The sequence below is a fragment of the Streptomyces sp. NRRL S-378 genome (assembly GCF_000720645.1).
Taxonomy (GTDB): Bacteria; Actinomycetota; Actinomycetes; order Streptomycetales; family Streptomycetaceae; genus Streptomyces.
Genome location: NZ_JOBX01000127.1, coordinates 1 through 5,578, shown reverse-complemented (window position 1 = coordinate 5,578; position 5,578 = coordinate 1). Strand labels below are relative to the sequence as shown.

The following is a 5,578-nucleotide window of genomic DNA, read 5'->3' as shown; positions in this document are numbered from 1 at the left end:
CCCGCTCCCGCCCCGGGACACCACCCAGCCCCGCCGGCGCTTGAGGCGCGGCCACCGGCCCGCACCCGGAACACGAGCACACCGCCCGGCCAGGGCAAGCCCACCGCCCGGCCAGGGCAAGGGCAAGGGCAACCGCACCGCCCGGCCAGGGCAAGGGCGGCCACCGGGCCCCAGCCGAAGAGCCACAGGCGGGACGATCCGCAGAGCCCGCGCAGCGGTTACGCTCCGGGCCAGGGCCCCGGCGTCGGAGCCTCTTCCTTCTCTTCCGTCTCCGTCTTGAAGACCTTGAAGCCCCGCCGCTGGTAGTTCGCCATTGCCGTCGGCCCGTCCTGGCTGCAGGTGTGCACCCACACCCGCCGCGTCGGCTCGCGCTCCGGCCAGCGCGAGGCCAGGTCCCAGGCCCGTTCCACGCCCACGGACAGCAGGTGCCCGCCGATGCGGCGGCCGCGGAAGTCGGGGAGCAGGCCGAAGTACATGATCTCCACCACGCCGTCGTCCTGCGGGTCGAGCTCCACGTACCCCGCCGGCGTGCCGCGGTCGTACGCCACCCACGTCTCCACTCCCGGCCGGTCGAGCTGCTCCACCCACTGCGCGCGGGTCAGGGACAGCCGGTCCGTCCAGTGGATGTCGCCGCCCACGGAGGCGTAGAGGAAGCGGCTGAACTCGGGGGAGGGGACCTCCGACCGCACGATCGATATCTCCGGGCCCGTCGCGGCCGCCGGGACGAGGTCCGCCGGAGAGGTCATCTCCAGCGACCAGGTGGTGAGGGTGATGGTGCTCATGCAGCTCAGGGAATCATGCCGGGCCCCGTCCGGCCCAGGCGGGCCCGGACCACCGCCGGGGCCGTGGAGTGCGGCAGGAGCGCGGACGGGTCCTCGGGGCGGATCAGCTCCACCTCCACGTCCTCCGCGAAGCGGTACGGCCGGTGGGCCAGGACGCCCGCCAGGTGCCGTCGTACGCGCGACAGCTCCGCGCGGACCGTCACGGTGCGGGTCGGGTCACCGAACACCTCCGCGGACAGTTCGGCCGCCGACCGCCCCCGCGGACTCTCCGCCAGCAGGAACAGCAGCTCCGCGTGGCGGGGGCTCAGCTCCTGCGACCAGCTCCCGGACGACCCGTACACCGTCGCCGACCACGAACCCGCCCGGCTGAGGTCCACCACGACCCGGGTCGCCGCCGTGCCCGTACGCTCCTGCGCGATCCGCAGCAGCCAGCCGCCGGGCAGCGGCTCCGCCACGCAGTCGCCGAGCTGCGGTACCCACACCCGGCCCGGCGCGAAGTCCTTCGGCAGCGGGATCCGGTCCGCCGGGGCCAGCCCCGTCACCGCCGCCGTCCACCCGTGCGGGTCCACGGCCAGCGCCTGCCCCGGCAGCCGGGCCAGGAGCGGCGCCGCCACCGCCCGCAGCCGCTCCAGCGACTCCAGGTGCCGGATCCGCAGCTCCCGCTCCGCGAGCCGGGCCACCGAGCTCACCCAGGCCAGCGTCGCCGGGTGCATGGTGGCCAGGGGCCCGCTGACGTCCACCACGCCCAGCAGCCGCCCGTCCCGCGGGTCCCGCACGGGCGCCCCCGCGCAGGTCCACTCGTGGTGGCTGGAGACGAAGTGTTCCGCCGAGAACACCTGCACCGGCCGTCGTGCGACCAGGGCGGTCCCCACTCCGTTGGTGCCGACCACGCCCTCGTCCCAGTCCGCCCCGACCGCGAAGCCGAGCCGGTCCGCCTTGCGCAGGATCGAGCTGTGCCCCTCCCGCCACAGCAGCCGCCCGTCCGCGTCCGCGACGACCATGATGTGCAGCGCCCCGTCGAGCGCGGGCAGCAGCCCTTCCCGCAGCACGGGAAGGACCTCCCGCAGCGGGGAGACGTGGCGCCGCTCCTCCGTCTCGGCCGCCGACAGCATCCGCGAGCGCGCGTCCCGGTCCGGGTGCACGCCGCCGGCCAGCATCCGGCGCCAGGACTCCGCGATCTCGGGCCGGGGCGCGGCCGGCGGGCGGTCGCCCGCCAGCGCGGCCGCGCGCACCCCCTTGAGCAGACGCGTGGCCTCCCGAGGGTGCATGGCCGAGATGCGTGCCACATCGACCGTGATGCCTGTGGTGTCGGCCACCGGAACCTCCCCGTGCGAACAGGACGTACGACGCCGGCCGCCCGGCGCGGTCCGCAGGTGCCCGGACCGTCCTGGGCGGCCGCTTTCCCCGGCGCCCCCGACGGGCGGCAGCCGACCCAAGGGTTGCAACGGTATGCAACCCTCGCCAAGTCCCGGTCGTCCGACCGAAAATGTCCGGACGTCGCCCGAGCGGCGTGACAGCTCCTCCTCGGGGCTCCGGATCAGAGGTGGTGCCGAGTCGGCGCGGCGCCACCTCTGTCCCGGTCGACGGGCCCGGATCCCGGCTCGGAGCGGTTTGGGGACCGCAGGGGAGCCCGACGGGGGCTCCCTCCTAGCCTGCGATCCGCGCCCGTTCCACCACCGCACGCAGGTCCAGGCTGTGCGGCAGCGTGCCGAAGGCCGTACCCCAGTCACCGCCCAGACGCGAGGCGCAGAAGGCGTCCGCGACCTCCGGCGGAGCCCACCGGACCAGCAGCGATCCCTGGAGCACCAGGGCCATGCGCTCCACGACCCGGCGGGCCCGTGCCTCGATGCCCTCGAGATCGGCGAGATCCGTCAGCAGGTCCTTGACGGCCGAATCCAGCCGGTGGTCGGCGCCCCGGGCCAGGCCGACCTCCTGGAGGAAGGCGTTCAGCGCCTGCGGTTCGCGCTGGAGGGCGCGCAGTACGTCCAGGGCCTGGACGTTCCCGGAGCCTTCCCAGATGGAGTTCAGCGGGGATTCGCGCAGCAGTCTCGGCAGCCCGGACTCCTCGACGTAGCCGTTGCCCCCCAGACACTCCAGGGCCTCGGCCACCATCGGCGTACAGCGCTTGGTCACCCAGTACTTGGCGGCGGGCACGGCGAGGCGCAGGAAGGCCTTCTCCTGCTCGGTGCCGGCGTCGTAGGCGGCGGCCAGGCGCAGCGTCAGGGTGGTGGCGGCCTCCGACTCCAAGGCGAGGTCCGCGAGCACGTTGCGCATGAGCGGCTGGTCGATGAGCAGCGCTCCGAAAGCGGAGCGGTGCTCAGCATGGTGCACGGCCTGCGTCAGTGCCTGCCGCATCAGCGCGGCCGAGCCGATGACGCAGTCCAGCCGGGTCGCCGCGACCATCTCGATGATGGTCCGCACCCCGCGGCCCTCCTCGCCGACCCGCCGCGCCCAGGTCCCGTCGAACTCGACCTCGCTCGACGCGTTCGACTTGTTGCCCAGTTTGTCCTTCAGCCGCTGGATCGCGAAGACGTTGCGCGTCCCGTCCTCCAGCACCCGCGGCACCAGGAAGCAGGTCAGCCCGCCCGGCGCCTGCGCCAGTACCAGGAAGCCGTCGCACATCGGCGCCGAACAGAACCACTTGTGCCCGGTCAGCAGGTACTCGCCGGACGCGTCCAGCGGCACGGCGGTCGTCGTGTTGGCCCGTACGTCGCTGCCGCCCTGCTTCTCGGTCATCCCCATGCCGAAGAGCACGCCGGCCTTCTGCGCCGCCGGCCGCAGCCCCTGCTCGTACACGTGCGAGGTGAGCCGCGGCTCCCATTCGGCGGCGAGCGACGGATCGGCCCGCAGTGCCGGTACGGCCGCGTGCGTCATCGAGACCGGGCAGCCGTGGCCCGCCTCGGCCTGCGACCACAGGAAGAAGCCGGCGGCGCGGCGCAGGTGCCCGGCGGGCCGCCCCCAGGCATCGGTGAGCCCCGCGCCCACGGCGTGCCCGAGCAGCCGGTGCCACGCGGGGTGGAACTCCACCTCGTCGATCCGGTTCCCGTACCGGTCGTGCGTGCGCAGTTTCGGAGGGTTGTCGTTCGCCTGCGCGCCCCATTCCTGGGCCTGCGCGGAACCGGCCGCGCGCCCGAGGTCCGTGAGCTCCTCCTTTATCCGGTCGAGGAGTTCGGGATCCGCGGACGCCAGGTGCCGTTCGACGCCCTCGCTCAGGGCCCGGTCGCCGCCGTAGACGTCGTGGCCGACCAGGGGCGGGGCCTGGTTGCTGACTGTGTGGGTGGTGGCTGCCATGCGGATACCGTAAGGACGTGCAGCCAGCAAAAGAAACACCCGAGCGGATCCCAGGACGGCTCCACCGGGCCCGCGCCCTCTACCGCAACGTCTCGAAGCGGAAAATGGGCTGGCTGCTGTTGAAGGACACCGTCAACTCGTGCATCGAGTACCGGATCCTCGGGCTCGCGGCCGAGGCGGCGTTCTTCACACTGCTCTCGCTGCCCCCGCTGTTCCTGGGCCTGCTGGGCCTGCTCGGCTACGTCGACGGGTGGACGGACACCCGTACCGTCGAGAGCATCGAGGAGAACATCCTGCGCGCGGTCGGCACGGTCCTGTCCGACCGCGGCGTCAACGACATCGCCAGACCGCTGCTGGACGACGTCACCCGCAGCGGCAGACCCGACCTGATCTCGCTCGGTTTCGCCTTCGCACTGTGGTCGGGATCGCGGGCCGTCAACGTCTTCATCGACACCATCACCGTCATGTACGGGCTCGACGGCCACCGCGGCATCGTCAAGACCCGGCTGCTGGCCTTCCTGCTCTACATCATCGCGCTGCTGATCGGTGCCATCGTGCTGCCGCTGATGGTGGTCGGCCCGGACGCCGTCGTCCGGCTCGTGCCGTGGGGCACCGAGGTGATCGCCGTCCTGTACTGGCCGACCGTCACCCTGCTGTCCATCGCCTTCCTGACCACGCTCTACCACGTGTCCGTGCCCGTGCGCTCACCGTGGATCGAGGACGTGCCGGGTGCGCTGGTGGCGCTGGCGATGTGGGTGCTCGGGTCCTTCCTGCTGCGGATCTACCTCACCAACACGGTGGAGGGGCCGACCATCTACGGCTCCCTGGCCGCGCCCGTCGCCGTCCTGCTGTGGATCGGCATCTCGGCCTTCGCGGTGCTGGTGGGGGCGGCCGTCAACGCCGCCATCGACCGCGTCTGGCCGTCGGTGGCGACGGCGGCGGCGCGCGAGGCGAACGAGCGGGCCCGGGAGGCGGAGGCCGCGCAGCTGATCGCGCGGGCGGCCGCCTGGCGGGCGATGGCGGAGGGCGAGTCGGAGGACGACGAGGACGAGGGCATGCCGTCGGAGTTCCCGGAGCGCTGGTCGAAGTTCCTGCCGCCGGAGGACTACTCCTCGCGCCTGCGCAAGCACTGACGCGCAGGGCCGGTTCGCCGCCCTTCGGCTCCCGCCGGGGTGGCCATGGTTGCGGCGGGGCGGTGGTGCCTTGTGTCTCCTGCCGGGGGTGGCCATGGTTGTGGCTGGGCGGTGGTGCCTTGTGTCTCCTGCCGGGGGTGGTCATGGTTGCGGCGGGGCGGTGGTGATGGGTGTGGGGCGGTGCCCCGGCGGAATGTCTCCTCGGCTCGGCGCGTGCGGCTTTGTCGTGATGAGGCGACCCTGGTTGCGCGCTCGTCCTGCGGGGACACTCCGCCGTGTCCCCACCCCACGCTACGGCTCCGCCCCAGCAAAGACCACCGTTCCCGGAACCGGCTCGTACTGCTGGAGGGGGGACGGGGAGGGGTGTCCCCG

General features: G+C 73.1%; 4 protein-coding genes. 1 reads left to right on the top strand and 3 read right to left on the bottom strand.

Going from position 1 to position 5,578, the window contains the following annotated elements; all coding sequences use genetic code 11:
* Positions 1–218: 218 nt before the first annotated feature.
* The 3 genes from IH80_RS0137700 to IH80_RS0137690 all read right to left on the bottom strand — a co-directional run bounded on the left by IH80_RS0137700 (position 219) and on the right by IH80_RS0137690 (position 4,073).
* Positions 219–782, bottom strand: a complete 564-nt coding sequence (locus tag IH80_RS0137700; RefSeq protein ID WP_030966410.1) for a GNAT family N-acetyltransferase — start codon at positions 780–782, stop codon at positions 219–221.
* Between the two features lie 5 nt (positions 783–787).
* Positions 788–2,050 carry a GAF domain-containing protein gene (locus tag IH80_RS0137695; RefSeq protein WP_051810355.1) on the bottom strand — a complete coding sequence of 421 codons (1,263 nt, stop codon included), beginning with the start codon at positions 2,048–2,050 and terminating at the stop codon, positions 788–790.
* Positions 2,051–2,429: 379 nt separating this feature from the next.
* A complete protein-coding gene (locus IH80_RS0137690; protein ID WP_030966407.1) occupies positions 2,430–4,073 on the bottom strand; it encodes an acyl-CoA dehydrogenase family protein in 1,644 nt (547 codons plus the stop codon).
* Positions 4,074–4,090: 17 nt separating this feature from the next.
* On the opposite strand from IH80_RS0137690, the gene IH80_RS0137685 reads away from it, so the two are divergent.
* A complete protein-coding gene (locus tag IH80_RS0137685) occupies positions 4,091–5,206 on the top strand; it encodes a YihY/virulence factor BrkB family protein (protein ID WP_030966406.1) in 1,116 nt (371 codons plus the stop codon).
* The last annotated feature ends 372 nt before the right edge of the window (positions 5,207–5,578 follow it).